This is a genomic window from Bordetella tumulicola (assembly GCF_054779135.1).
The window spans coordinates 78,848-100,968 of the sequence record NZ_BAAGYU010000008.1 but is presented as its reverse complement, the minus strand read 5'-3'; the positions used below and the strand labels follow the sequence as shown (position 1 = coordinate 100,968).

Here is a 22,121-nt window from a genome sequence, read left to right as displayed (position 1 = left end):
TTTCATGACCACTGATGGCGAACCTAAAGACGGCGATTTCGTACGCTATATCCAGAGGCTGAATAGTCCGGCTGGCCACACGCCTGGCGAAGTGTCGCCGCGCAAAGGCTTCGGAGGTCTGCTGAACAAACAAAAAACGGCAGAGATCGTCGACTCGCCGGAGTCGGTGTATTCGTATATGCCGATCCCGGACGCAGCCCCCCCGCCCTCATCTCGCAAACCGTCACGGCAAGAGACGACGACAGACGACCAGGATCCCGAAACCGCCACGCTGGCCTCGCGCAGCGCTAATCGTACCTTGTCATTTGGCCTGAAAATCGCCGGTGCCATTGCCCTCTGGAGTGCGATCAGCAAGCTGCTCACCGCGACTAATAACAACGCCCTTGATACGGACAGCCTGATTCCCGTTGTCTTTTTGTTTGTGTGTGCGTACATGTTGTTCAAGGGCAGCCGTGCCGTGGGAAAAAAGCAAGACAAACCCCTGGCCAAGTTTTCTCCCTTGGCGGTCCCGCCCATCGGCAAGAAGCCCCGGCGTTAATACCACTTGGTGCTAACATTTCGGACCCATGGCACCCTTGCCTATTGATTTGACGGAGCGAACGTGAGCAACACCCCAGCCGGATTGACCGCTGCTCAGGCAGCAACGATGCTGACCCTGCAAGACCGCCTCAACAGCATCATCAACCCTGACTGGGTCAATGGTGGTGCGCGTTTCCTGCGAGCGGCCTTTGTCGAGTCCGCCGAAGCGCTGGAGCACCACGGCTGGAAATGGTGGAAGAAACAAACGATCGACTTGCCCCAGGTGCAGATGGAGCTGATCGACATTCTGCATTTTTATTTGTCGCACACGCTCGTTTCGGCCGCAGGTTCCGCCGCCGAAGCCACACGCCTGCTGATGGCCGATCTGACATCGTCCGATACCATTGCGCTGGATGGCCAAAAGTATCGACTGGCCGAACTAGATGTACCGCAATTGCTGGAATTGATCGGTGGCCTGGCCGTGTGTGGCCGCGCCAGCTATAAAACGCTAGCGCAAACGATGACGCGCTGCGAGCTAAGCTGGCAGGACACCTTTACGCAATACGTATCCAAAAACGTACTGAATCTGTTTCGCCAGGAGAACGGCTATAAGACCGGCACCTACGTCAAGATCTGGCACGGCGAAGAAGACAACGTCGTACTTGCGCGATTGATGTCCGAACTCGATCCCAACCGCGCGGATTTTGCTCAGGCGCTGCATACCGGTCTGCAACAGGCCTACGCGCAGATCACTACCTAGAGGTCGGGGGAGATAACGGTCATACGTCCGCTCCCCTCAGACGTCCTCAGATCCGCGTCAGACCACCCTCATACCGCTTCGATCACGGACTGCAGAAACTGCTGTGTGCGTTCTTCCTTGGGTTTGGAGAACAACACAGCGGATTCCGCATCCTCGACAATGTTGCCCTGATCGAAAAACAAGGTTCGATCCGAGCTTTGTTCCGCAAAACCCATCTGATGGGTGACGATAATCATCGTCATCGTGCGCTTGGCCGCGAGGTCGCGCAATATCTGCAAAATCCCGCCGACCAGCTCCGGATCGAGAGCAGACGTGACCTCGTCGAACAACATGATTTCCGGATGCATCGCCAACGCGCGAGCGATCCCCACACGTTGCTTTTGTCCGCCCGAGAGTTGCGCCGGATAGGCGTCGAACTTGTCGCCTAATCCGACCAGATCCAGATATTCGCGAGCCCGCTGAGTGGCCTCGTCACGCGACAAACCCGAGACATGGATCGGTGCCTCCATGACGTTGCCCAGCGCGGTCTTGTGCGGGAATAGATTGAAGTGCTGAAACACCATGCCGATCTTGCCGCGTACGCGTCGCACGTGCGCGGAATTCGGACCTTGGACACGGCCTTGCGCGTCGACCCACATGGACTCATCATCGATCAGGATCTCGCCGCTGGTGGGCCGATCCAGTGTCATCAACAGGCGCAATAGCGTCGATTTTCCCGACCCCGACGGGCCGATGATCGACACAGTCTGCCCCGCGGGGATCTCCAGATCGATGCCGCGCAACACCTCCAGCTCGCCATAGCGCTTACACAGTTGATTCAGGCGAATGCTCGCACTCATCGTGATCCTCCGAATTTTTTCAGCCAGGCTTCCAGGCGGCGAACGCCCCACGCAGCGAACAGGCTCAGCAGCAAAAACAACACGCCGACCAACGTCAATGGCTCGGTGTAGCGAAACGTCGCGGACCCGATGATCTTGCTTTGTTGCAGCAACTCAACCACCGTGATGGCCGACAACAATGGCGTGTCTTTGAACATGGCGACCAGATAGTTGCCCAACGCAGGCACGACGGGCGGGATCGCCTGCGGCAACACGACGCCGACCGCTGTGCGCCAGGCCGAAAGATTCAGCGCCGTCGCCGCCTCGACTTGCCCACGCGGGACGGCTTCGATGCCAGCGCGATACACCTCTGCACAATACGCGGCATAGTGCACACCCAACGCCAGGATACCGGTGGTAAGCGGGGAAAGCCGCATCCCGCTTTGTGGCAGCACATAAAATAAAAAATACATCTGCACCAGCAAAGGCGTGCTGCGTACGAACTCAATCACCAGGGACACCGGCGCCGAGATCCAGCGCGACGGCATGCGCCGCAGCATAGCCAGGACCAACCCTAGCACGATGGCCAGCGACATGCCCAATATCGTTGCCTGTACCGTGATGATCAGCGCCGATCCCAATGTGGGCAGAATTTCCCAGGCAAATGCCCAATCAAAAATCGGACTCATCGGACTCGGAACCTCCGCTCTAACAAGCGGATACCCGCCGTGATCAACAGCGCCACGGCAAAGTAAAGCAGCAGCAGCATCAGGAATATCTCAGTCGTGCGCAGCGTCTCGGCACGCAGCATCTGACCACGAAACGTCAGATCGGTAATCGTAATCAACGACACCAACGCCGTATTTTTTAATAGTTCGATCAGCAGATTGCCCGCCGGCGGGAGCATCGCAGGGAACGCCTGTGGCAGCACAATCCGCCGCAAGGATTGGGCGGACGTCATATTCAGCGCCACGGCCGCCTCTCGCTGGCCCTGCGCCACCGCCAGGATGGCGCCGCGCACGACCTCGGCGCCGTAGGCTCCAGCATTTGCCGCCAGCACCACAATCCCCACGGTGATCGCCGGCAATCTCAGGCCGAACAGTGGCAGGACGTAATAGAACCAGAACAGCTGCACAAGCGCAGAGGTTCCCCGGAACACCTCGACATAGACCAACGCCAGACCGCTGACGGCGCGATGTGATGATAAACGCGCTAATCCGGCGGCCAATGCTAACGGAACGGCCAGCAACGCCGCCCCCGCCGTAATACGCAACGTCATCCACAATCCGTCAAGCAGTGGGGGAAGTAGCGCCGCAAACGCTTCCATTGAGTTGGCCACGCCTTATTGGCTACCGGCCTGCGCGTCCGCGCCGCACAGCTTGGCCGCCGTCACGTCCCCTGGCAATTCACTCTCGGTAAAACCGAAAGGTTGAACGACCTTGGCATGCTCTTCGGTGCCGATGAACTTGGCCAACTCGGCATTGAAGGCGTCTACAAATTCCTGATCGTCCTTTCGAAAAGCAAACGCCCCGTAGCCGCGCACGCTCTTGCCATCAATCACAGGATCGGTAAAAGGCTCAGCCTTTTCGAGATCCGCGGTAGCCGACTTTTTCATCAGATCATTCACCGTCATCGCCGTGGCGGCATACGCATCGGCACGGCCCGCCTGCACGCCGGACAACGCACTCACGACATCCGGAAAGACGACAACGCGATCAAGCGGGATATCCATCTTGCGGGCGTACTCGCTTTCGATGGCGCCCACCACGACACCCAATTTGATGTCGTCATTTTTAGCGACGTCTTCGTAGCTATGCAGTTGCTTGGGATTGCCCTGTTGAACCAGGAACGACTCACCGACGCCATAAGTCGGATTCGAGAAAGCCGCCTGCTGGCAGCGTTCGGGAGTGACATACATACCCGCGGCAATGATGTCGAAGCGCTTGGCTTGCAAACCCGGGATCAGCGAACCAAACTCGGTCAACACACCTTCGACTTCGTTGATACCCATACGCTTGAGTACGACCCGCGCGATTTCCACCGCTTCACCGGTAATCTGGTTGGTACTGGTATCCAGATACGCGTAAGGCGCCTCATTGGCGTAGCCGATACGAATTTTCCCGGCGGCTTTTGCGGCCTCTAGCGTGCTTTGCTCCGCGGGCGGGTTGTTCGCTGCCGAAGGTTTGGTGGCGGAACTGTCGGACTCTGAATCTGAGCATGCCGCCATCAACCCAAGACTCAGTGCCAAAACGGCCCACTTTGTCATGTTTAGAACGCGTGCCATGCGAGACTCCCTATCAAATGATTATGGACTGAACTACTTCACAAGAAATAGTACGTTAGTTGATCATTTCACCACAAAACATATAGTGGCAAAAGAATAGCCACGGGCTCAACGCCATCTGAGCACAAAGACAAAAAAAACGCGGTAGCGAAAAAATCGCTCCGCGTCCTGGCTTAAAAAGGGCCGGACTGCCGCGCTAAAAACGAGCCAGCCCCTATGAAAACCGTGGATTACTGTGCGTAGGAAAAACGCCCGTCGCGAATCACGCCCATGACCCGTGCACGCTCATCAAACCCCTGGTGATCGGATTTCGTAATATTTAGTACACCATTGGGCACAATTAGATTGGTGGTGCTTTCGAGGGCGTCCCGCAGCGCCGTCCGGAACGCCGGCGTGCCGGGCTTGGCGCCGGTTTTGAGGGCACGGCCCACGGCGGAGTCCAGCAACATCCACGCCCCATAGGCATCGCCCGCAAACTGCGTCAGGCTGTTCGGACCGTATTGGGCTTCGTACTTGTCTGCAAACGCCACCGCAACCGATTTAACGGGATTGCTGTCCGGTAGCTCGCGGGCCACCACCCCCGGCCCCGTGGGAAACAGTGTGCCGTTGACGTCCTTGCCACCGACCTGCAGAAACTCGAGGGTACCGATGCCATGGGTTTGATAAATGAGACCTTTGTAACCACGCTCAAGCAGCGTTTTCTGGGGTAAAGCCGCCGGCGTGCCCGAGCCTGCGATCAAGACCGCATCGGGCTTGGCGGCGATGGCCTTGAGCGCTTGTCCCATGACTGACGCATCCGTGCGCTGAAAGCGCTCTTGCGCCACTATCTTGGGATCGCCGTTCGCCGCTTTGGAGAACTCGGCCAGCCAGCTATCGCCGTACGAGTCGGCAAACCCGATAAACGCGACATTCTTGATACCCTTGCTGCGCATATCCTGCACCAACGCAGAGGCCATCAGCGAGTCGTTTTGGGGCATTTTGAAGGCCCAACGGCGCTTCGGATCATCAGCAGGCTCGACAATCACGGCCGATGCGGCCAGAGCGACCATGGGAGTGCCCGTTTCGGCCAATACATCCAGGCCCGCTAGCGCCGACGCGGTGATATTCGGGCCGACAATAGCATCCACCTTGTCTTCTGATGTCAGCTTGCGGAAGTTTTTGACGGCGCGGCTCACGTCAGTACCATCATCGAGCACGATATAGCGCGCGGGCTCGCCCCCTAGCGTCGCCGGCCATAACCGGATGGCATTATTGGTTTGAATACCAATCGCAGCAGCAGGTCCAGTCGAGGAGATATCCACCCCGATCACGACTTCGGCACGAGCTGACCAAGACAGCAACGGCGCGATAGTGGCGGCGAGTACGGCCAGACGGAATAGAGATTTGGGCATAAGGAAATCCGCTAGGTATGAAAGAAAATCCTGGTAAACGCGTGTCGGCGTTTGCACAAAATATCATGACAAAAGCGTATTTTGCCTGAGTCGCGTCATTACCGGCGGACAACAAAAATGCCAGCGCGTGCGCTGGCATTTTGGCTGGCTTGCTGCGGAACGACTAGCGGCGCTTGTCGTGAAAGGCGGAAACGTTGAAATGGGTGTGGCGGGCCTCGTCCATGTCATGCCGCAATTCTCCGAATGATTCCAGGAAATGCATCACGCCATTTTTGAAAGTACGCCAGCGGCTTGCCGTTTCGCTTGCCGGTTTGCCCGGCCCTGCAGCCCTGCGGGTGGAAACTTCCATGACCTACTCCTTGAGAAGAATGAAAGGGAACCACGCAGAATGATCTTACCCCCGGCAATGTTGCAGCACAATACAATTGTGCGATCAACAATTGCTGCATCGCAAAAAAAGGCCGCCATTTGCTTTTTTGCAACGCGATAATTGATCGGCTAGCCTTGATCCAGCAGGTCCAGATCCACCCTGAGAGCGCGATTAAGCGCCGTCGCGACCTTGATGCGCAGATCATTGCTATGGGCCCGGAGAATCTCGCGTTTGACGTCCAGTACCTGCTGGGCGTGCATGGAGAACTCCGTCAACCCCAGGCCCAACAGCAAGCGCGTCAGGCGGGCATCGCCGGCCATTTCGCCACATACCGCCACAGGCGTGCCCATGCGCGCACCCACGTTGATCGTATTGGCGATCAGGCGTAGCACCGCAGGGTGCATAGGGTCGTATAGCGACGCGACATCATGATCGCCCCGGTCGACCGCCAGGGTGTACTGGATCAAATCGTTCGTGCCGATAGACAGAAAATCCAGCGCCTCCGCAAAGGGCTCAATTGCGATCGCGATCGCCGGGACCTCGACCATGGCGCCGATCTCGATGCGAGGCGCGTACGCTTGCCCGCGGGCATCCAGCTCGCGACGTGCGGAATCAATCGCGGCAAATGCCGCCTTGACCTCGTGCATATGCGCCACCATGGGTAGCAGCAAACGCACATGGCCGTGCGCAGATGCACGCAAAATCGCGCGCAGTTGCGTAGCAAACATGTCGGGATGCGCCAGGCAATAGCGAATCGCGCGCAGACCCAGGGCCGGATTCATTGCGACCGTGGCCTCATCATCGAGCGTCTTGTCGGCACCGATATCCAGCGTGCGGATCGTGACGGGACGTCCCGCCATGGTCCGCACCACCGAGGCGTAAGCCTGGTATTGCTCTTCTTCGTCGGGGAGCCTGCGGCGCCCCATAAATAAAAACTCGCTGCGGAACAGGCCAATACCCTGTGCTCCGGCCGCCAGGGCACCGGCGGCCTCGTCGGGCAGTTCGATATTGGCATTCAGGATGATATCGATGCCATCGAGCGTCACGGCCGGCTCGTCTCGCAACAATGCCAACTCGGCGCGCTCGGCGGCGTAGGTCACCTGACGGTCACGGTATTCCTGCAGCATGCCCGGCGACGGATTGACCAACACAACCCCGGTCGCACCATCGACCACCACGGTATCGCCGTCACGCACCAACTCGCGTACCTGACCCAGGGCCACCACGGCGGGCACACCCATACTGCGCGCCACGATGGCCGTATGCGAAGTCGGTCCACCCAAGTCGGTGACAAAGGCTGAAAACCGTCCCCCACGCAACCGCACCATATCCGCTGGGGAAATGTCATGCGCAACCACGATCAGCGGGTCATTGCCCTCCAGGGCGCTGACATCGGCCAACATCGCCGTGCTGCCTGACAATACCCGCAGCACGCGCTCGATGACTTGCCGTACGTCCGATCCGCGCTCACGCAGGTACTCGTCCTCCATGGCGTCAAATTGTTCGCCGAGGATCTGCCCCTGTGCGGCCAAGGCCCACTCTGCGTTGTAATGGCGGTCCTTGATCAGGGCGCGCGTCTGTTCGGCCAGCAAAGGATCGGCCAGCAGCAGACAATGCACATTCAGCATGGCGCCCAATTCGCGCGGCGCATCCGCCGGCAGGCAATCCGCCATTTGCTGCAAATCGGTCTGGGCCGAGATCAACGCCTGAGTCAGGCGGTCGCTCTCCGCATCGACATCCTGCGGCGAAATACGATAGTGAGCCACCTCGAGAGAGGCAGCCCCCATGACCACGGCGCGCCCGATCGCGTATCCGCGTGCGACGCCCTTGCCCTGTAACGCGACGACCGCATCATTGGCTGCGTCAGACGTCGCAGCCGGGGGGCATTCCAGACTGGAGTTATTCGTGCTCACCGAATTTGCTATCGAACAAGTTCTGAATTTCAGCGAGAGCCTGATCGGCATCGTCGCCCGAAGCATCCAGGCGCACCGTCACGCCCTGGCCTGCCGCCAACATCATAACGCCCATAATGCTCTTGGCATTGACGCGTTTTGCGTCACGCGAGATGAAAATCTCGCTGCCGAATTTACTCGCCAATTGTGTGAGCTTTGCCGCGGCGCGAGCATGCAAGCCCAGCTTATTGGAAATGGTGATCTCAGAAATAGGCATAGAAATTGGTCAGTTCAGTCCACCTGCAAACAACCTTGCACGCCGCCCGCCAGGGCCTTGGCGCGAGTATCGGCCAAGCCCTGATCACGTGAAGTCAAGGCACGCAACAGCATCGACGTATTCAGGCCCGCTACGACACAGCATTGTGTACCCAATGACTGCGCCTCGGACACGGCACGTTTGGCGATATTTGCAGGCGTGGCACCGATCAGATCGGTCAGCACCAACACCCCCTGCCCCTCGTCCGCCTCGCGAATATCGCGCAACACATCAGGGACTCGCTCGTCGGGCATGTCATCGGGCTGAATGTCGTGCACAGCCATCTGGCGGCCCGCCTCGCCCAACACATGAGCCGCAAACTCGCGCATGGCATCGCCCAACGGCGCGTGCACCACGATGACAATACCGGTCATGGTCTGGCCTCTATGCCACCGCACGTTCGAGCGCGGCCGCAAACATATCGGCCACGTCAAAACCGGTCTGCTCTGCGATTTCGACAAAACAGGTCGGACTGGTGACATTCACCTCGGTCACATAGTCACCGATCACGTCCAGCCCCACCAAGAGCAGTCCGCGTGCCGCCAGCTTGGGGGCGACTTGGGCCGCGATCTCGCTGTCACGTGCCGAGAGAGGCTGCGCCACGCCACGGCCGCCCGCCGCTAGATTGCCCCGCGTTTCGCCTGCCAGCGGAATGCGGGCCAGCACATACGGCACGGCCTCGCCACCAATCAGCAAAATACGTTTATCGCCCTGGACAATCTCGGGAATATAGCGCTGCGCCATGATGGTGCGCTCGCCATTGTCGGTGAGTGTCTCGAGGATGGCATTCAAATTAGGCTCGGCGGCCCGCAATCGAAAGATGCCTGTACCGCCCATGCCATCGAGCGGCTTGACGATGACGTCTTGATGCTTGTCGTGAAAGGCCTTGATGCGCGCCATATCACGCGTCACCAGCGTGGGGGCTGCCAGATCCGCGAATTCGGTGATGGCCAGCTTTTCCGGGTGGTTACGGATCGCCGCCGCATCGTTGAATACCTTGGCCCCTTGGGCCTGCGCGTACTCGAGCATATGCGTCGAATAGACGTACTCCATATCGAACGGAGGGTCCTTGCGCATGATGACGGCATCAAAGCGAGGCAACGGGATGTCTTGGGCATCGCTGGTATCGCGCCACCAGTCGTGTCCATGCAAATCGGCGCCGTCGACAAGCTCGATCGCGGTACTGCGCGCCAGCACCACGCCAGCATCAATAAATAAATCACCCTGCAGAGCCACGCTTAGCGTATGACCGCGTGCAACCAGCGCACGCATCATGGCAACCGAAGAGTCCTTGTAGGCCTTCAGGCGCGGCAGGGGGTCAATAACGAATAAGACATGCATCGTGATATCCCGGTCGCACGCGAATCACGTCGCGTGCCAAACCGCCATCGTAGCGCAAATGACCCGCCCACGCCGGACGGCATGATGATTGTTTATGGGCGACATGACCGGCCACTCAGCACGTGACCAGTCATGTTCAAATCACCACAGTCAACCTGCGGCGTCCTTGCCAGGAACGACCTTCTTGCGCGGGGCAAGCACCATGACCATCTGGCGTCCTTCGAGCTTGGGCATGGCTTCGACCTGTGCCAATTCGGTCAGATCGTCGCGCACACGTTCCAGTACGCGCATACCCAGCTCTTGGTGAGCCATTTCACGGCCGCGGAACCGCAGCGTGACTTTGGCCTTGTCGCCCTCTTCGAGGAAACGGCGCAGATTGCGCAGTTTGACCTGATAGTCGCCCTCGTCGGTCGCCGGACGGAATTTGACTTCCTTGACCTGGATGACCTTTTGCTTGGAGCGGGCTTCGGCTTGTCGCTTTTGTTCCTGGTACTTGAACTTGCCGTAGTCCATCAAACGGCAGACTGGAGGATCCGCGTTGGGCGCGATTTCGACCAAATCCACGTTGGCTTGTTCGGAAAGGTTGAACGCGTCGGCAAGCTTGACGATGCCCAGCTGTTCTCCGTCCAGACCTATCAGGCGCACCTCGGGAACACGGATCTCACCGTTGATGCGATTGGCTTTTTCAGTGGCGATGTTGACAACTCCTAAAAGATTTTAAGCAGCACTGCTTTCGGTTTTAACGACGTCTCGACGAGCCTCGACGTCTTGGGCCAAGCGGTTGGAAAATGCCTCGAGCGAAATCACGCCAAGGTCCAATCCCCCTAGACCGCGCACCGCAACAGTGCCATTTTGTTTTTCCTTGTCGCCCACGACAAGGATGTACGGCACTTTTTGCAGGCTGTGCTCGCGAATTTTACGGGTGATTTTTTCACCACGCAAATCAGACTCAACCCTAAAGCCTTGTTTTTTAAGGTTTTGCGAAATTTGCGCGGCATAATCAGCCGAAGGCTCAGAAATACAACACACGACGGCCTGCACCGGAGCCAGCCAGGGCGGCATGGCGCCCGCATGGTTTTCGATCAGCATGCCGATAAAACGCTCCAGCGACCCCAGGATCGCCCGGTGCAACATGACCGGCGGACGGCGTTGATCCTGGGCATCGACGTATTCCGCGCCCAGGCGAACCGGCATGGAGAAATCGACCTGGATGGTGCCGCACTGCCAATGGCGACCGATCGCGTCTTTCAGTGTGTACTCGATCTTGGGGCCATAAAAGGCCCCCTCGCCCGGCGAGACTTCGAACTCACATCCCGTACGGCGCAGGCTTTCCATCAAGGCGGTTTCGGCCTTGTCCCAGACTTCGTCCGTGCCGATACGTTTTTCGGGACGCGTCGCGACCTTGTAGAGGACCTCGGTGAACCCAAAATCACGGTAGACCCTTTGCAACAAGGCCGTGAAATCGGCGCACTCATCCTGCAATTGATCTTCAGTACAGAAAATGTGGCCGTCGTCTTGCGTAAAACCCCGCACCCGCATCATGCCGTGCAGCGAACCGGAAGGCTCATTGCGGTGGCACTGACCAAACTCGCCGTAGCGCAGCGGCAGCTCGCGATACGAATGCAAGCCGGCGTTGAAAATCTGCACATGACCCGGACAATTCATCGGCTTGAGACCGTAGACCCGGTTTTCGGATTCAGTCGTGAACATATTTTCACGATAGTTATCCCAGTGACCGGTCTTCTTCCAGAGCGAAATGTCCAGGATCTGTGGCGCCTTGACTTCCTGATAGCCATTGTCGCGATACACGGCACGCATGTATTGCTCGACTTGTTGCCACAGCGCCCAACCCTTGGGGTGCCAGAAAATCAGGCCTGGCGCCTCGTCCTGGAAATGGAACAAATCCAGATCGCGGCCGATCTTGCGGTGATCGCGACGCTCGGCTTCTTCGAGCATATGCAAATAGGCGTCTTGCTCGTCTTTGGTGGCCCAGGCAGTACCGTAGATGCGCTGAAGCATCTCGTTATTGCTGTCGCCGCGCCAATACGCGCCCGCCACCTTCATCAGCTTGAAGACCTTGAGCTTGCCCGTCGAGGGCACGTGCGGCCCGCGACACAGATCGATAAAGTCGCCCTCGCGATAGAGGCTGAGGGTTTCGTTGGACGGAATCGACGCAATGATCTCGGCCTTGTAGGCCTCGCCGATGCTTTTGAAAAAAGCCACGGCGTCGTCACGCGTCCATTCTTCGCGCGTTACGACTTCGTCCCTGCGGACCAACTCGGCCATTTTCTTCTCGATGGCGATCAGATCCTCGGGCGTGAAAGGCCGCTTGTACGAAAAGTCGTAGTAAAAGCCGTTATCGATGACAGGACCAATCGTGACCTGCGCATCCGGAAACAGCGATTTGACGGCATACGCCAGCAGGTGCGCGGTGGAATGACGAATTAGCTCCAGGCCGTCAGCGTCTTTTGACGTGACGATGGCCAACTGAGCGTCCTGATCAATGCGAAAACTGGTATCGACCAGCCTTGCCTCACTGCCTGGCAGCGTTATACGACCACCCAGCGCGGCCTTGGCCAGCCCGGCGCCGATGGATTGCGCGACCTCGGCCACCGTAACGGGAGCCGGGAACTGGCGCTGTGAACCATCGGGCAATGTGATCTGTACCATCGAAATTTCCTGGGGGAAAAACAACAAACGCGGCTATTCGCCGCGTTTCGTCTGATTGCTAGTTTGGGGCCTGTCGTCTACCTGACATGGAACCCGACGCTTGGTAAAACTAACGCAGCATGGGAGGAAAGTTTCCGGTCGTAGTTCGTGTCGGGTCAAAAAGCATGTGCGGCCACCTGAGGCGGGCACGCAAAACAAGGGACGAGATTTCGGCGCGTGCCTTAATCCATAAGTATATCACTCTCATAGGGATACAACAGAACGCGCGTCGGTTCAGATAAATCCTATTTGCTTCAACCTACGCCGGGACATCGTACCGGGCTGCGCCACACTTGCCGCAAGGCCGCCTGGAACCTTTCGCCGACATCGGTCACACACATGAACTATGTCTGCAATTTCGACCTCGAGTCCTGCCGCTCCCGCCGCCCCGCCGCACTCGGCAGGGCGACACTACCTGCTGCTTTCCGGCGACAACCACCGAGTACGCATTGCAATCCTGGATGATCATCCCGTCATCACGCTGGGCATAGCCGCCTACTTGCGCTCGCATCCCGATTTCGACATCGTCCATACCGAGACTTCCTCCGAGTCCTTGCTTCATCACCTGGAAGCCCGGCCGTGCGATGTCGCGCTCGTCGATTTTTACCTGCCCAAACAGGCCTGGGACGGCGTCGATTGCATTCGACGCCTGCGCCGTCGACACCCTGACATGGGCATCATTACCTTTTCCGCCGGCACCCAGGCAGAGACCGAATACGCCGCGTTCCGGGCAGGTGCCCACGGTTACCTGCCGAAGTCCGCCGCCTTGCCCACGCTGGTCGACGTCATTCGCGCTACTCTCGCCCCCGATACCAACGGATTTATCACCTATCAGGACGGTGGCCTGAAATTCACGCCGCCCAGCCACCCCGATACGCGCTTGACCTCCTCCGAGATCGAAGTGCTACGCCAAATCGCCCAGGGCCTGTCCGTCACACAAGTCGGGGCCCGGCTGTTGCGCAGCAAAAAAACCGTCAGCACGCACAAGCGACGCGCCATGGGCAAACTCGGACTCGCCGACGATCTCGCCCTGGCCCTGTATTTAAAAGAAAAGTTCGATCAACCGGCCGGCCCCTGATCATCGCCTAACTCATGCTGCACATCGACGCCTTGCTCGCGCTATACCCGGACGACGCCAGCCGCCACCGGCTGCTCACCCAGGCTCTGGTGCACATCCGCGCCGACCGGGCCGCATTGCGTCACGCGATTGATACCCGGAATATCACCGATGCCCTTCAGCAACTACACCGGGCCAAGGGCGCGGTGAGTTTTCTGGGTACAGGCAGGAGCACACTACAACGATTTGACTCGTTAACCCGCATACTGCAACAAGCGGGAAATATTAATGACACGGTAGGCTCCGGACATACCTGTATTCGGGTCGAAAATGACTCGAATATTAATCGCGAGATATATGCCGCATTTAACCCTGTAGAATCTGTTCTTCTCGAATTAGAAACTACGCTAATGATGCTCATTAATAAGCGGGAAATTAAAAAGTAAGCCGAAGCATCGTAAACGCAGTGCCTCAAAACGTCGTAAATACCCTACAAAAATGAAATATGACGACATCACAGTGTTTCTTCGAAACCTAAACAATCGTCAATTATTTCTAAAATTCCGCTGTTTTGATACGTTCTGTGGCATTCAACCCGTTTGTGCATTATCTGTTTTCAAATCGATGCTCACGTCATAATTTTCTTTCATTAGACTCAGTCCGTCGCTATTTCAAAAAGCAAGTCTGATGAAACTGATCAATGATACTGACCGTATTCAGATTCTTCGCCCACGTGTGCTCGAAATCGATAATGGCCTTTTCAGAGGATATGTAGATACTCACGAACGCCAATCCGGCGTCTCGACACTCTGCAAATCTCATTACTGCCAAAGCGCGGGGATTTCTCGAGACATGGCCGAGCGACAAGCGCTCGACCTGGCGAAAAAGATCAGCGCGGCCTCGCGACGTATGGGCTTTGTCACGCAATTGGTGTGCGATAGCCTGAGCGATAGCTACGCGGGTCGGGCCGAACTGGATAGCATTCCGGCATTTTTGATCCGTCGCGCGCCTGCAACGCCTTCGGTAACTCGCAAGCATCTGCGCGCAGTCGCCTGATAGTCGCCTGTGATAGCAAACAATTGATAAGTGTTCGCATTTTCAATATTACAGATTGAAGTAATTTGGTATCATAGGCACCCTTAATTGACCAGCAACTCTAGTAGTAAAGGAGCACCGATGGATGTTGGCAACGTCAATTCTGAATGGTCGGACAACGTCACCTCTGCCGCTGAAGCACGCGCGCAGCGTACTCTGCAAGCAGCCGAACGTCTACTTGCCCCGTCTGCCCCTGATACTTCCAATGCGCCCGCTTCGGCAGAGCATCAATTGCGAGAATATATGCAGGAAATGAGCCGAACCCGCTACGGCCATGCCGGCTCATTACTCTCCGAGCTATACAGCAAGTAGCACGCGCACAATTTCCGGATTGGTAGTCGAATAAAGTAAAGAGGCCCCCACGCGGCAGCCACTACGTGGCTTTGCTGCCCCCCAAGGGGGCTTTTTTTATTTTGGGGCGGCCCGGCAATAAAAAAGGCCCCCACGCGGCAGCCACTACGTGGCTTTGCTGCCCCCCAAGGGGGCTTTTTTTTATTTTGGGGCGGCCCGGCAATAAAAAAGGCCCCCACGCGGCAGCCACTACGTGGCTTTGCTGCCCCCCAAGGGGGCTTTTTTTATTTTGGAATACGGCCCACATGAGGTGTTTTTTTTATTTGGCGAGTGATTGATTTCCGCCAAAACAATCCAATGCTACATCGCGAAACCTTTGCGCCGCCGGACTGGATGGCTCGGGCATCAACAGGCCCAGACCGATCTCGGCCGCAGGCGACAGGTTAGTGATGACGCGGTAGGCGACACGCGAACTCGGGTTGTATTGCATAACCGCGGGTACCAGCGCCACACCCAGGCCGCTTTCCACCAACGACAGCACAGTCTGTACCTGCGTCGCCTCTTGGGTAATGCGCGGCAAGAACCCCGCGCGTTGGCACGCGAGCATTGTCATGGCGTGCAGCCCGGCAGCGTCGTCACGCGAATAGAACACAAATGATTCGGTCGCCAGGGCTTGCATGGTGATATCTGGCTTTTGCGCCAACAAACTGCCCTGCGGCAGCGCCACCACAAAGCCTTCGGTCAACAGCGGCTCCAGATGTGCACGCGATGGGGTCAACAGCGGAGTACGCACCAACCCGACATCCAGATCGGCGCTATCGACCCGCTCGGCGATACGTACGGAGGTGCCTTCTTTGAGTACCAGTTCGACGCCGGGATATTCCGCTCGGAACAACCGCACGACGCGCTGCAACACACCGTTCGTGGTGGAGCCGACAAAGCCTACCCGCAAGGCGCCCCCTGTGCCCGTCGAGGCAGCACGCGCCGCCGCCAGCAACTGCACATTGTGAAACAGCAAGCGCCGCGCCTCCGCCAACGCCGCCTGTCCGCTGGACGTCAACGAAACACCGCCGGACCCACCTCGCTCGAACAGGCGAGTGCCGAGCTCTGCCTCCAGTTTCTGGATGGCAACCGTCAGCGGTGGCTGCGTCATGTGCAAACGCTCGGCAGCCCGCCGGAAGTTCAACGTTTCGGCCAGCACCACGAATTGACGTACTCGCCGCAAGTCCAGCATGGGATCGGGCGAAGCCTGGCCCGGGCGGGTCGATCGGATTCGTTCAGTCATCGTGTCGGTCGTATCTCACGACTATCATTTTTATGGGTTTGATACATCTTATGTAGGTGTACACCTGCTATTCACAGCAAAATCTTGGCGAATGATAGCCCTGATGAATAGCTAACGATATATAAAAAATATCATTTCTACCACAAATAATATTGGACTTGTGGATACCACTTTTCTAAGCTGACACCGATCAATAGCGAGCAGCCGGGAGCATAAACATGTGCGCGGCATCGCCGTTGTTCCTGCAGTTTGTCCCTCCAACAACCCTGCCCGGCCTATTTGGTCGGTCAACGATAGCTACGCCATCGGACTGCCATCTTGACCACCCTGATCAATCGATTCACACTCGCCGAGCTTCCTCAGTCGGCGCAAATTTTTCGCCAAGAGGTCCAGTCGTTCCTGCAGGCCGAAATGCCTCCGCTACCGGCGGACCAACGTGCGCGCTCGTGGCTGGGCTTCGATGCCGAGTTCAGCCGCAAGCTGGCCGCTCGTGGCTGGGTGGGGGTCACCTTGCCATGTGCGTATGGTGGCGCGGAAATGGACGCGTTCTCCCGATTCATCCTGGTCGAAGAGTTGCTGTGCGCGGGTGCACCAGTATCGGCCCACTGGATCGCCGACCGCCAAAGTGGGCCGTTGATCCGCAAGTTCGGCAACGAGGCACAACGCAATTTCTACCTGCCGCGCATCTGCCGCGGAGAAGCCTTTTTCTGCATCGGCATGAGTGAACCAAACTCGGGTTCGGATCTGGCCAGTGTGGGCTCTCGCGCCGAGCGCCACCCCGATGGCGGCTGGACACTCTCTGGTCGCAAAATATGGACCACCAACGCTCACCACTGTCACTACATGATCGCGCTGGTGCGCACCTCGGGGACTCCGCAGGATCGCAATCAGGGTCTGTCGCAGTTCATTATCGATCTGTCGCTGCCAGGCGTCACGATACGCCCCATCACCGATCTAGCCGGCGATGCGCATTTTTCGGAAGTGTTCTTCGACGATGTTCGACTATCCGAGGATGCGCTGGTCGGGCAGGAAGGCGACGGCTGGGAACAAGTCACTGCCGAGTTGGCTTTCGAGCGCAGCGGCCCCGAACGGATTTATTCGAGCATCGTGTTGCTGGACCGCTGGATAGATTGGCTGCGCAGCCACGGCGATACGACGCACGCGCCGGCCGTCGGCCGCTTCGTCACTCATCTGGCGGCACTGCGCAGCCTATCACTGTCGGTGACGGCCCGACTGGCCGCGGGCGAGAGTCCCGTGGTCGAAGCCGCCTTGGTCAAGGAACTGGGCACGAGCTTCGAGCAAGAAATCCCTGCCGTCATAGAAGCTGCCCTAGGGGTAGACCCCGGCGCAGAGGTCGATGAGGAACTGTTGCGCACTTGCGCCTATGTCAACCAGATCTGCCCCACGTACTCGCTGCGTGGCGGCACGCGCGAAATCTTGCGCGGCATGATCGCTCGCGGCCTCGGCCTGCGTTAACAGGCGTGGAGACGAATACGATGTTCAGCGAAGCTTTCGAAGACCTGCTGAAAGGCCAATGCCCCCCCGCCGCGGTACGCGCTATCGACGCTGGCTGTCACCACGAAGCGCTGTGGAGCGTCATTCTGGAATCCGGCTTTCTGGAGCTCATGGCGCCGGAAGATGCCGGCGGCGCAGGTGCGGACCTGGCCGACGCGCTGCCATTATTCATGGCGCTAGGCGCACACGCCGTACCGCTACCCGTGGGGCAAGCCATCGCGCTACGCACCTTGCTGCCTGCCGGCGAGGCCGTGCCTCAGGGCCTGCCGACCTTTGCCCCCAGCCTGGTGTCGGCTCGCGATACGACATGGGTTGCGCCACGCGTACCCTACGGCATGCTGGCAGGCCCCGTGCTGGCTGAACAGGGCGGCACACTGTGGTTACTGGATGCCCACGACGCGCAACGTCGTCATTGCCGCTTGCATGGCGAGCCGACCGCCGATTTACGATGGGAGTCGGACATTGAGCAAGTCGGCAAGCGTCTAGGCGATGCCGGTGGCACACCAGGCCGTCTGGCGGCCTGGGCAGCGGCGCTACACGCCGCGCTACTGACCGGCGCAATCACCCGGTGTTTCGAATTAACGCTCCAGTACGGCAACGACCGCATCCAATTCGGCCGCTCTATCGGTAAATTTCAGGCAGTCCAGCATCAGTTGGCAGTGATGGCCGAACACGTCGCCGCCGCGCGCATCGCTACGGCCGCTGCATTCCGCGTGGGCACAACGCAACCCGCCTTGCTGCCCGCCGCCATCGCGAAGGCCCGCAGCAGCGAAGCCGCAGCGTTGGTAGCCGCCACTGCACATGGCCTGCACGGCGCCATCGGTGTCACCGAGGAGTACGACCTGCAGCTCTACACGCGTCGGCTGCACAGCTGGCGACTGGCGCATGGATCCGAGCAATACTGGCACGGAATCGTCGGCGAGGCCTTGATGAATAGCTCAACCAGCGCGGCAGAATTCGTGCGCGAGCTATAACGCGGAGAAAAGACAGTCGTTGATGGGTGGGTGCCCTGGTAAGACCGGAAAGCAAAAAACCGCACAATCAAAGATTGATGCGGTTTTTTTGTGCGCCCTGTCTGCGAGTATTTTGGTAGGCGGTATTGGAATCGAACCAACGACCTCTACGATGTCAACGTAGCGCTCTAACCATCTGAGCTAACCGCCTGCAGAAGAGAAAAAGATTATATATGGATTTTTTTCGGCGTGCAAATCAATGACTGATTATTGTTGATGGGCGATCAGCCATCGCCAGATGACGCGGCGTACTCAGTGCATACAACACAGCGAGCGTCACAGCATAGATGGGCACACTGCGCATGTTGCGGAACATCATTTCAGTCAGGCTGAATTGCGCGTAGCCCAACGTAAACAACAGGCCGATGGTCGCGGCTGTGTGGATGGTGGCATCAGCGTTGCGCAAGCGGCGCAGGAAGGTCACGGCCGGCACAAAATAAAGTGCCAGGATACTCAGTAAACCAAACATGCCGTACCCGGCTAACGCCCCGAGAAAGTCGTTATGCGGCTCGCCATAATCCGAGGCAACCTTAGGGGTCACGATCCCCTGGTCTCTGAATTCGGCTAATTTTTCGCGGAAATTACCGGCGCCTACACCTGTCCATGGACTCTCTTTGAACATCAGCCATGAGGCCGTTGCCAACTGCATCCGTATTCCGGTAGACGTATCGCGATCATGTTGCTCGTAACGCTGAAAATCTGTCCAGATCGCGCGAAAACGGCTGCCGTCGGCGTACCACAGAAATGATAGTCCTACGGCCATGAATACCAGGGCCATACCCACGAACATCAGCTTGGTGCGCGCAGTCCATTGCTGCTTGCTGAGCAAGATCACCAGCCCCAGCACAGCAAACAGTGCCCAACTGCTGCGTGTCTCCGAGATCCATACGGCATAGATACTCAAGGGCACCGCCAGCAGTTTCAAGGCGGCCTCGAGTCTGGGCCAGCGCGACAATGTCCAGGGCAACGTCAGGCAAGATGCGAAACCAAAAAACAAGGTGAGATTCGCAAACGCAACGGCGTTGTATTTACCACCGAATGCTGACACGGCCCCTCTGCCCAAATCGGGCGACAGCAAAATCACCAACAGCATCAGCGAACCTACGTAAGCACTGAACAATAAGCTCCACTGCACGTGCCGTAGCCATTGCACCGGCGAGCGCATCAAGACCCACGCAATTGGAATCGCCAATGCAAATCGAATCAATTTCTCGAACTCGGAAGCCACCCAGTCGCCATGGACGATATTGCCCAACAGCATGCACACAAGCGGTGCTGCCAAGGCAACCATCAGCGGCCACAGATCGCGCCAGGCGTAGACCTCCCAAGGTTTGATCGCATTGGCAATAATCACCCCCAGGCCCACTACGGCGCCAAGATATAGCGCGATCGGCCCACCATCCGCACTGACCAACGCGAGCGCGGGAACCAAGAGTGCCAAGATGGATATCACCACCACGGCTTTGGGAGATATGCCTGTTCTCCGCCCGGCATTCGGGCCCGCTGCATGTACCATAAAAGAGCACAACACCTTTTTTGCGCAAGCTGAACTGTCAGCGATGAACCCTCAACGTCATTCGCTAATTTGTTTCTCGTATTGGTCGGTCAATTGCCGAAAAGCCCGGAGCACCTGACGGGGTTTAAGCCAATGGCGCCATAGACGGTCGCGCAATCTGCCCCCGGGAATATAGCCGGGGTACACGATCCGAGAAGTCGACCATCCTGGGCGCCAGGAGAGCGTGCGAGTCGGCCTGCCGGTAACGGTCAGGGTAGGAATCCCGACGTTGGATGCCAAATGCCCGATACCGGACTCATTACCGACAAACCAGCCAGACTCGTGAATAAACGTGGCGACATCGGAAAGCAATGTCGACGGGTATATGGACAAGCCATTTTCTGCCAGACAAGCCCACTGCTCCCGTTCGTACGGGGCAAGAATATAGAACGGCTGATAGCCAGAGCGCTGCAAACGCTTGCCAAGCTCGACAAAATGCGACGCGGCCCAGCGTCGCTCCTCGCCCCCCGAGGACGGATGGACTGCCACACGCCGTAAATGTTGCCGATGACGCAATTCAGGCAGCGGACGCAGGCCGTTATTCAACGAACAATTTTCAAGGCCCAACTGTTGGTGACAATAGTCGCGGATTTGATTGAGCTTGATGAAGCCCTTGCCCGTAACGACGACGTGCTCGTCATAGTAAAAATAGCTGCGTGCGTAGTCATGCAATCCATAGGGCCACCCGACATGCATTTGCGCTGCACAATCGTAATCCGCCAATGCGTGCGAAGCCTCGGACTCTGGCAAAGACGGACGAATATCGATTCCAGGAAACCAGGCGCGCAACGCGTAGGCATAATCGCCAAAGACGGTGACGCTGCGCCCGTTGGCACGCAGGTTTTGCACCATGTTCATCATGAGCAAGGTGTCGCCCAGGCGAGGCGCCATCAGCATGGCCACCCGATTCGCGTGCTTTAACTGTTGCTGGTGTTCGGCTGCCACATACGGAGGCAGGCCGGAAGCGGATGTTGCCATATCTTGGTGGACGCTCATGTCAGATGTGATATGACTGTATTTTGTCGGAATTCGAAAACTATAAATTAATATATTTAGATTAATTAAGTTGCATAACTTCGATTCAGATCAACATACCTAGAAAAACACACTCCCCGTACCGTCATTCGGAGAGAATCGCACGGACCTGCTAACAAAATTATCGAACCATTTAACGGTATGAGCCCGTAGGTCTCACTGGCTCAACGATGCGGTTTATTCCTCTGCCGACGGCGCAAGTGATGATCGACCATCGTCCGCATGACGCACGGCGTCCATCAAGGCGCGGATCTTGTCGGCCGATTTCAGCCCGGGAGCGGTTTCTACGCCGCTGCTCACGTCCACGGCCCAAGGCCGCAGCGCCTGGATAAGTGGGCCTATGTTGTCGGCGTTCAGCCCACCAGACAAGATGATCGGACGCGCGGACACATCGGCCCGCACGGCAGCCAGCAGCCTGTGATCAAAAGCCTGGCCACTACCACCATAACCCGCACTGTAACTGTCAAACAGCCACCCAGCCGCCGCCTCGTAGGCACGACAGACGGTGGCTAAATCATCGGGCGTGTCCAGCCCCGGCGCGCCGGCACGGAACGCCCGCAAGAAACGGACGCCATAGCGGGTGCAATCCTGAACGGACTCGTCACCATGGAACTGCAGCAAGTCCGGGCCGACATGATCCAGGACAACCTGCACCTCGGATGGATCCGGATTCACGAACAGGGCCACCGTGTCGACAAAAGCCGGCACGGCACGGCGCAGCGCGGCCGCCTGCGCCGGCGCGACGTAACGCTTGCTACCGGGATAAAACACAAACCCGATCGCGTCCGCCCCGGCCTGTACGGCCGAGGCGATGTCTGCTTCGCGGGTTAAACCACAGATTTTGACGCGAGTACGCATAACGCCAGTGCTCAAGG

Annotated in this window: 24 protein-coding genes and 1 tRNA gene; 8 read left to right on the top strand and 17 right to left on the bottom strand. The window is 57.9% G+C overall.

Annotated features, from left to right (window positions below; all coding sequences use genetic code 11):
* The first annotated feature begins 4 nt into the window (after nt 1-4).
* On the top strand, nt 5-538 hold the full coding sequence (locus ACYVDM_RS15725) for a hypothetical protein (protein WP_415792398.1): 534 nt from the start codon (nt 5-7) through the stop codon (nt 536-538).
* Between the two features lie 63 nt (nt 539-601).
* The gene (locus tag ACYVDM_RS15720) at nt 602-1,279 is read left to right on the top strand and encodes a dUTP diphosphatase (RefSeq protein ID WP_415792399.1); all 678 of its coding nucleotides are present in this window, start codon (nt 602-604) and stop codon (nt 1,277-1,279) included.
* 68 nt (nt 1,280-1,347) lie between these two features.
* Here ACYVDM_RS15720 and ehuA read toward each other — a convergent pair whose 3' ends face one another.
* The 12 genes from ehuA to thrS all read right to left on the bottom strand — a co-directional run bounded on the left by ehuA (nt 1,348) and on the right by thrS (nt 12,361).
* Nucleotides 1,348-2,118: an ectoine/hydroxyectoine ABC transporter ATP-binding protein EhuA gene (gene ehuA, locus ACYVDM_RS15715; protein ID WP_415792400.1), complete on the bottom strand. Its 771-nt coding sequence runs from the start codon at nt 2,116-2,118 to the stop codon at nt 1,348-1,350.
* Nucleotides 2,115-2,786: an ectoine/hydroxyectoine ABC transporter permease subunit EhuD gene (ehuD, locus tag ACYVDM_RS15710; protein WP_415792401.1), complete on the bottom strand. Its 672-nt coding sequence runs from the start codon at nt 2,784-2,786 to the stop codon at nt 2,115-2,117. The genes ehuA and ehuD overlap by 4 nt, the downstream gene beginning before the upstream one ends.
* Entirely contained in the window at nt 2,783-3,424 is a 642-nt protein-coding gene (gene ehuC, locus ACYVDM_RS15705; RefSeq protein WP_415792402.1) for an ectoine/hydroxyectoine ABC transporter permease subunit EhuC, read from the bottom strand. The genes ehuD and ehuC overlap by 4 nt, the downstream gene beginning before the upstream one ends.
* Before the next feature lie 15 nt (nt 3,425-3,439).
* Entirely contained in the window at nt 3,440-4,381 is a 942-nt protein-coding gene (gene ehuB, locus ACYVDM_RS15700; protein ID WP_415792403.1) for an ectoine/hydroxyectoine ABC transporter substrate-binding protein EhuB, read from the bottom strand.
* Nucleotides 4,382-4,611: 230 nt separating this feature from the next.
* Nucleotides 4,612-5,772 (bottom strand): ABC transporter substrate-binding protein, encoded by a 1,161-nt coding sequence (locus tag ACYVDM_RS15695; protein WP_415792404.1) that lies wholly within the window; start codon nt 5,770-5,772, stop codon nt 4,612-4,614.
* A gap of 163 nt (nt 5,773-5,935) precedes the next feature.
* Nucleotides 5,936-6,121 carry a hypothetical protein gene (locus ACYVDM_RS15690; RefSeq protein WP_415792405.1) on the bottom strand — a complete coding sequence of 62 codons (186 nt, stop codon included), beginning with the start codon at nt 6,119-6,121 and terminating at the stop codon, nt 5,936-5,938.
* Nucleotides 6,122-6,270: 149 nt separating this feature from the next.
* Entirely contained in the window at nt 6,271-8,106 is a 1,836-nt protein-coding gene (ptsP, locus tag ACYVDM_RS15685) for a phosphoenolpyruvate--protein phosphotransferase (protein WP_415792406.1), read from the bottom strand.
* A complete protein-coding gene (locus ACYVDM_RS15680) occupies nt 8,042-8,311 on the bottom strand; it encodes an HPr family phosphocarrier protein (protein ID WP_415792407.1) in 270 nt (89 codons plus the stop codon). The genes ptsP and ACYVDM_RS15680 overlap by 65 nt, the downstream gene beginning before the upstream one ends.
* A gap of 14 nt (nt 8,312-8,325) precedes the next feature.
* Entirely contained in the window at nt 8,326-8,724 is a 399-nt protein-coding gene (locus ACYVDM_RS15675; protein WP_415792408.1) for a PTS sugar transporter subunit IIA, read from the bottom strand.
* Nucleotides 8,725-8,734: 10 nt separating this feature from the next.
* Nucleotides 8,735-9,691: a glutathione synthase gene (gshB, locus tag ACYVDM_RS15670; RefSeq protein ID WP_415792409.1), complete on the bottom strand. Its 957-nt coding sequence runs from the start codon at nt 9,689-9,691 to the stop codon at nt 8,735-8,737.
* Nucleotides 9,692-9,841: 150 nt separating this feature from the next.
* The gene (gene infC / locus ACYVDM_RS15665) at nt 9,842-10,387 is read right to left on the bottom strand and encodes a translation initiation factor IF-3 (protein WP_415792509.1); all 546 of its coding nucleotides are present in this window, start codon (nt 10,385-10,387) and stop codon (nt 9,842-9,844) included.
* Nucleotides 10,388-10,408: 21 nt separating this feature from the next.
* The gene (gene thrS / locus ACYVDM_RS15660) at nt 10,409-12,361 is read right to left on the bottom strand and encodes a threonine--tRNA ligase (RefSeq protein ID WP_415792410.1); all 1,953 of its coding nucleotides are present in this window, start codon (nt 12,359-12,361) and stop codon (nt 10,409-10,411) included.
* Nucleotides 12,362-12,746: 385 nt separating this feature from the next.
* Here thrS and ACYVDM_RS15655 point away from each other — a divergent pair, with 385 nt between their 5' ends.
* The 4 genes from ACYVDM_RS15655 to ACYVDM_RS15640 all read left to right on the top strand — a co-directional run bounded on the left by ACYVDM_RS15655 (nt 12,747) and on the right by ACYVDM_RS15640 (nt 14,864).
* Nucleotides 12,747-13,478 carry a response regulator transcription factor gene (locus ACYVDM_RS15655; protein WP_415792411.1) on the top strand — a complete coding sequence of 244 codons (732 nt, stop codon included), beginning with the start codon at nt 12,747-12,749 and terminating at the stop codon, nt 13,476-13,478.
* A 14-nt stretch (nt 13,479-13,492) separates the two neighbouring features.
* Nucleotides 13,493-13,903, top strand: coding sequence for a hypothetical protein (locus ACYVDM_RS15650; protein WP_415792412.1), 411 nt, complete (start codon nt 13,493-13,495; stop codon nt 13,901-13,903).
* Between the two features lie 241 nt (nt 13,904-14,144).
* Nucleotides 14,145-14,513, top strand: coding sequence for a hypothetical protein (locus ACYVDM_RS15645; protein WP_415792413.1), 369 nt, complete (start codon nt 14,145-14,147; stop codon nt 14,511-14,513).
* Between the two features lie 120 nt (nt 14,514-14,633).
* On the top strand, nt 14,634-14,864 hold the full coding sequence (locus ACYVDM_RS15640) for a hypothetical protein (RefSeq protein WP_415792414.1): 231 nt from the start codon (nt 14,634-14,636) through the stop codon (nt 14,862-14,864).
* Nucleotides 14,865-15,162: 298 nt separating this feature from the next.
* Here the strand turns inward: ACYVDM_RS15640 and ACYVDM_RS15635 are convergent, their stop codons facing one another.
* Nucleotides 15,163-16,077, bottom strand: coding sequence for a LysR family transcriptional regulator (locus ACYVDM_RS15635; protein WP_415792510.1), 915 nt, complete (start codon nt 16,075-16,077; stop codon nt 15,163-15,165).
* A gap of 369 nt (nt 16,078-16,446) precedes the next feature.
* Here ACYVDM_RS15635 and ACYVDM_RS15630 point away from each other — a divergent pair, with 369 nt between their 5' ends.
* Complete coding sequence (locus tag ACYVDM_RS15630) at nt 16,447-17,604, top strand: acyl-CoA dehydrogenase family protein (RefSeq protein ID WP_415792415.1); 1,158 nt, start codon at nt 16,447-16,449, stop codon at nt 17,602-17,604.
* Between the two features lie 20 nt (nt 17,605-17,624).
* Nucleotides 17,625-18,617: an acyl-CoA dehydrogenase family protein gene (locus tag ACYVDM_RS15625; RefSeq protein ID WP_415792416.1), complete on the top strand. Its 993-nt coding sequence runs from the start codon at nt 17,625-17,627 to the stop codon at nt 18,615-18,617.
* Nucleotides 18,618-18,730: 113 nt separating this feature from the next.
* Here ACYVDM_RS15625 and ACYVDM_RS15620 read toward each other — a convergent pair.
* The 4 genes from ACYVDM_RS15620 to ACYVDM_RS15605 form a co-directional block, all read right to left on the bottom strand.
* Nucleotides 18,731-18,807 (bottom strand) — tRNA-Val (locus tag ACYVDM_RS15620).
* 45 nt (nt 18,808-18,852) lie between these two features.
* Nucleotides 18,853-20,097, bottom strand: coding sequence for an O-antigen ligase family protein (locus ACYVDM_RS15615; protein ID WP_415792417.1), 1,245 nt, complete (start codon nt 20,095-20,097; stop codon nt 18,853-18,855).
* 132 nt (nt 20,098-20,229) lie between these two features.
* Complete coding sequence (locus tag ACYVDM_RS15610; RefSeq protein ID WP_415792418.1) at nt 20,230-21,189, bottom strand: glycosyltransferase family 9 protein; 960 nt, start codon at nt 21,187-21,189, stop codon at nt 20,230-20,232.
* Between the two features lie 234 nt (nt 21,190-21,423).
* A complete protein-coding gene (locus ACYVDM_RS15605; protein ID WP_415792419.1) occupies nt 21,424-22,104 on the bottom strand; it encodes a phosphoribosylanthranilate isomerase in 681 nt (226 codons plus the stop codon).
* Between the last annotated feature and the right edge of the window lie 17 nt (nt 22,105-22,121).

Excerpts from the sequence above, each read along its gene's own strand:
- gshB (WP_415792409.1), bottom strand. The coding sequence starts at position 9,691 with ATGCATGTCTTATTCGTTATTGACCCCCTGCCGCGCCTGAAGGCCTAC.
- ACYVDM_RS15635 (WP_415792510.1), bottom strand. The coding sequence starts at position 16,077 with ATGCTGGACTTGCGGCGAGTACGTCAATTCGTGGTGCTGGCCGAAACG.
- ehuC (WP_415792402.1), bottom strand. The coding sequence starts at position 3,424 with ATGGAAGCGTTTGCGGCGCTACTTCCCCCACTGCTTGACGGATTGTGG.
- ACYVDM_RS15695 (WP_415792404.1), bottom strand. The coding sequence starts at position 5,772 with ATGCCCAAATCTCTATTCCGTCTGGCCGTACTCGCCGCCACTATCGCG.
- ACYVDM_RS15675 (WP_415792408.1), bottom strand. The coding sequence starts at position 8,724 with ATGACCGGTATTGTCATCGTGGTGCACGCGCCGTTGGGCGATGCCATG.
- ACYVDM_RS15640 (WP_415792414.1), top strand. The coding sequence starts at position 14,634 with ATGGATGTTGGCAACGTCAATTCTGAATGGTCGGACAACGTCACCTCT.
- ACYVDM_RS15610 (WP_415792418.1), bottom strand. The coding sequence starts at position 21,189 with ATGGCAACATCCGCTTCCGGCCTGCCTCCGTATGTGGCAGCCGAACAC.
- ptsP (WP_415792406.1), bottom strand. The coding sequence starts at position 8,106 with ATGCCGATCAGGCTCTCGCTGAAATTCAGAACTTGTTCGATAGCAAAT.
- ehuA (WP_415792400.1), bottom strand. The coding sequence starts at position 2,118 with ATGAGTGCGAGCATTCGCCTGAATCAACTGTGTAAGCGCTATGGCGAG.
- ACYVDM_RS15690 (WP_415792405.1), bottom strand. The coding sequence starts at position 6,121 with ATGGAAGTTTCCACCCGCAGGGCTGCAGGGCCGGGCAAACCGGCAAGC.
- ACYVDM_RS15645 (WP_415792413.1), top strand. The coding sequence starts at position 14,145 with ATGAAACTGATCAATGATACTGACCGTATTCAGATTCTTCGCCCACGT.
- ACYVDM_RS15680 (WP_415792407.1), bottom strand. The coding sequence starts at position 8,311 with ATGCCTATTTCTGAGATCACCATTTCCAATAAGCTGGGCTTGCATGCT.
- ehuB (WP_415792403.1), bottom strand. The coding sequence starts at position 4,381 with ATGGCACGCGTTCTAAACATGACAAAGTGGGCCGTTTTGGCACTGAGT.
- thrS (WP_415792410.1), bottom strand. The coding sequence starts at position 12,361 with ATGGTACAGATCACATTGCCCGATGGTTCACAGCGCCAGTTCCCGGCT.
- ACYVDM_RS15625 (WP_415792416.1), top strand. The coding sequence starts at position 17,625 with ATGTTCAGCGAAGCTTTCGAAGACCTGCTGAAAGGCCAATGCCCCCCC.
- ACYVDM_RS15605 (WP_415792419.1), bottom strand. The coding sequence starts at position 22,104 with ATGCGTACTCGCGTCAAAATCTGTGGTTTAACCCGCGAAGCAGACATC.
- ehuD (WP_415792401.1), bottom strand. The coding sequence starts at position 2,786 with ATGAGTCCGATTTTTGATTGGGCATTTGCCTGGGAAATTCTGCCCACA.
- ACYVDM_RS15725 (WP_415792398.1), top strand. The coding sequence starts at position 5 with ATGACCACTGATGGCGAACCTAAAGACGGCGATTTCGTACGCTATATC.
- ACYVDM_RS15650 (WP_415792412.1), top strand. The coding sequence starts at position 13,493 with ATGCTGCACATCGACGCCTTGCTCGCGCTATACCCGGACGACGCCAGC.
- ACYVDM_RS15655 (WP_415792411.1), top strand. The coding sequence starts at position 12,747 with ATGTCTGCAATTTCGACCTCGAGTCCTGCCGCTCCCGCCGCCCCGCCG.